Origin of the sequence: Paraburkholderia sp. UYCP14C, assembly GCF_004197395.1 — a bacterium.
Classification (GTDB): Bacteria; Pseudomonadota; Gammaproteobacteria; order Burkholderiales; family Burkholderiaceae; genus Paraburkholderia.
Map to the genome: position 1 here is coordinate 1 of NZ_SELS01000179.1, position 3,557 is coordinate 3,557.

Below are 3,557 nucleotides of genomic sequence, written 5' to 3' on the forward strand. Positions count from 1 at the left end.
CGCGCCTGTTCGGGCGAATTCGCGTCCGCGTCCAGCGGGGCGACGTTGCCGGGGATATCGAGGGATTGCGTGTACATGAGGGACGCTCTCTGAGGGAGTGGTCTGTGTCGGCGTAGTATAAACCAACCGACCGGTCGGTTAATAAATTTTTTGTGGACGGGTGATGGGGCTGATAGGGTCATTTAGCACGTCGAAGCAGGCGCGCTGGATGGCCGCGGTTTCGATGCGCCGGCGGTTCGAGCCCGGCCGTCACCCCGCTCCGACACTTACCGGTAAAATTGCGAATTGGCCGCGATTTGCGGCCCACTTGCATCTCCGGTACTCATGTTACGTCTAAGCGAAATCAAACTCCCGCTCGATCATCCCGAAAGCGCCCTCGAAGCCGCCATCCGTGCGCGCCTCGCGGAACTCGGCGTGGCGCGGGACGGGCTCATCCGATACACCGTGTTTCGCCGCGCGCACGACGCGCGCAAGCGCGCCGACATCAAGTTCACCTACATCATCGATGTCGAGCTCAAGGATGAGGCGGCCGCGCTGAAGCGGCTCGCCGACGTGCCGCATTGCGGCGTCACGCCCGACATGAGCTACAAGTTCGTCGCCAAAGCGCCCGCCGAACTGAGCACGCCGCGTCCGGTCGTGATCGGCATGGGGCCGTGCGGCCTGTTCGCGGGGCTGATCCTCGCGCAGATGGGCTTCCGGCCGATCATCCTCGAGCGCGGCAAGGCGGTGCGCGAGCGCACCAAGGATACGTTTGGCCTGTGGCGCAAATCAGTGCTGAATCCCGAATCGAACGTGCAGTTCGGCGAGGGTGGCGCGGGCACCTTTTCGGATGGCAAGCTCTACAGCCAGATCAAGGATCCGAAACACTATGGCCGCAAGGTGCTCGACGAATTCGTGCGGGCCGGTGCGCCGGAGGACATTCTGTATCTGAGCCGGCCTCATATCGGCACGTTTCGCCTCGTCAGCATGGTCGAGAAGATGCGCGCGAGCATTCACGAACTGGGCGGCGAGGTGCGCTTCGAGACGCGTGTCGAGGACATCGACATCGATAACGGCCAGGTGCGCGGGCTGAAGCTGTCGACCGGCGAGACGCTGCGCTGCGACCACGTGGTGCTGGCGGTCGGCCATAGCGCACGCGACACTTTCCAGATGCTGTATGACCGCGGCGTGCACGTCGAGGCGAAGCCGTTTTCGCTCGGCTTCCGGATCGAGCATCCGCAGGGGGTGATCGATCGCAGCCGGTTTGGGAAGTTTGCCGGTCACAAACAGCTCGGCGCAGCCGACTATAAGGTGGTGCACCACTGCAGCAACGGGCGTGCGGTCTATAGCTTCTGCATGTGTCCGGGCGGCACCGTGGTGGCGGCCACGTCGGAACCGGGGCGCGTCGTGACGAACGGCATGAGCCAGTACTCGCGCGCGGAGCGCAACGCGAACGCGGGGATCGTGGTCGGCATCACGCCAGACGACTATCCGGGCGGCCCGCTCGCTGGCATTGCGTTCCAGCGCAAGTGGGAAGAGCGGGCGTTCGAACTCGGCGGTGGTAACTATATGGCGCCGGGGCAGTTGGTCGGCGACTTCATCGCTGGGCGGCCGTCCACTTCGCTCGGCTCGGTCGTTCCGTCGTACAAGCCGGGCGTGCGGCCAACCGATCTCAGCACCGCGCTCCCCGACTACGTGATCGAGGCGATTCGCGAAGCGTTGCCTCAGATGGAGAAGAAAATAGCCGGTTTCGCGATGCATGACGCCGTGCTGACCGGCGTCGAAACGCGAACGTCGTCGCCGGTACGCGTGCGTCGGGGCGACGACTACCAGAGTGTCAACGTCAATGGGCTGTATCCGGCCGGCGAGGGCGCGGGATATGCAGGCGGGATCTACTCGGCGGCAATCGACGGAATTGAGGTCGCCGAAGCGGTCGCGCTGAAGATCATGAGTCAGCAAACGGGATGAGTCCGAGCGGACGCAGCCGCCGGGCGCCTGGGTAAGCGGACCTTCCTGCGATTGCCGGCGATTGCCGGCGATTGCCGCGTCGTTCGGGCACAATGCGCGTTTCGCCTCGAACCGATCCTTCGAATGACCATTCGCACCCTGGCTGCCGCATGCAGCGCGGCGCTGCTTGCCCAATTTGCTCCGTTTGTCGTTTCCTCGAGTGCGTCCGCTGCCGAAGCGCCCGAGCATTGGGTCGCCGTTTGGGCGACCGCGCTCCAACCAATTCCACAGCGGGCCGAGTTGCCGCCGCTGTATCGCGCGCCGGAAGTTGCCGGGCGCACGGTTCGGCAAGTGGTTTATCCGACGTTGTCGGGGAAGACCGCGCGAATTCATCTGAGTAATGAGTACGGCAAGACGCCTCTCGTCATCGACGAGTTGCGCATCGCGCGCTCGGCCGGCGGCGCGGCGGCGCTGGAGGGCGTCGGCAGTCGGGTGACGTTTGGCGGTAAGGGCGCCGTTAGCGTTCCGCCTGGCGGCGAGCTGGACAGCGATCCGATCGCGATGGACGTGACCGCGGGCGTCCCGTATGCGATTAGTGCATTTATGGGACCGGAGCAGCGGATCGTCGCGTGGCACCGCGTGTCGAATCAGGTGAATTATGTGTCGGAGCCCGGCAATCACGCGGCCGACGCGTCCGCCGCGGCTTTTCGCGGCCGTTTCACACAGTATGTATGGGTCACGGGTTTGTCGGTGGAGGCGGCGGCACCGTCGGTTGCCGTGGCCGCGATCGGCGACTCGATCACCGATGGCATGCGCTCCAGCCTGAACCAGAACCGTCGCTGGCCGGACGCGCTGGCGCGGCGGCTGGCGGCGAGCGGCGCGCAATCGACCGCGGTCGTGAATCTCGGCATCAGTGGCAACCGGCTTCTGAGCGACTCGCCTTGTTATGGCGACGCGCTTGCGAGCCGCTTCGAGCGCGACGTTTTGCGACGTCCGGGGGTCAAGGCGGCGATCCTGCTGATTGGCATCAACGACATCAACTTTGCTGCAATGCCGCCTCATGGCGGGCTCGACTGCGATTTCCCGCACACGTCGGTTACGGCGGCCGATTTGATCGCCGGTTACCAGCGAGTGATCGCGGGCGCGCGGCGCAATGGCGTCAAGGTGTTCGGGGCGACGCTGACGCCGGCGTCGCTGCCGCCCGACCGGGAGAGCACCCGACTCGCCGTAAATCAGTGGATTCGGACCAGTCATGCTTTCGATGGCGTTGTCGACTTCGACGCGGCGTTGCGTGACCGGGCCCAGCCGGACCGTCTGCAACGGGTTTTCGATAGCGGCGATCATATCCATCCGAGCGATGCGGGCTACACGGCTATGGCCGATGCGGTTCCTGTTGAGGCCGTGATCGACGCAGCCCGGAAGTAAGTGGCAACTTTTTTTAAGCGAAACTGAAATCAGGTATTGACGAGGTGCGAGAGAGTCTCCATAATCTCGTTTCTCTGCTGCAGACGCAGCGACGCAAACGAAGCGGTGCCGGTTGTGGTGGTTCAGGCACTGCGGGTTGGGCGGATCGATCTTTAAAAACTAACAGCCGATAAGTGTGGGCGCTTGATGCGGAATGCGGCGGCGGA

2 protein-coding genes are annotated in these 3,557 nt (G+C 64.2%); both read left to right on the forward strand.

Annotation, left to right across the window (positions count from 1 at the left end):
* The first annotated feature begins 324 nt into the window (after positions 1-324).
* Positions 325-1,947 carry an NAD(P)/FAD-dependent oxidoreductase gene (locus EVC45_RS43875; protein ID WP_129964266.1) on the forward strand — a complete coding sequence of 541 codons (1,623 nt, stop codon included), beginning with the start codon at positions 325-327 and terminating at the stop codon, positions 1,945-1,947.
* Between the two features lie 123 nt (positions 1,948-2,070).
* Positions 2,071-3,351: an SGNH/GDSL hydrolase family protein gene (locus tag EVC45_RS43880; protein WP_129964267.1), complete on the forward strand. Its 1,281-nt coding sequence runs from the start codon at positions 2,071-2,073 to the stop codon at positions 3,349-3,351.
* The last annotated feature ends 206 nt before the right edge of the window (positions 3,352-3,557 follow it).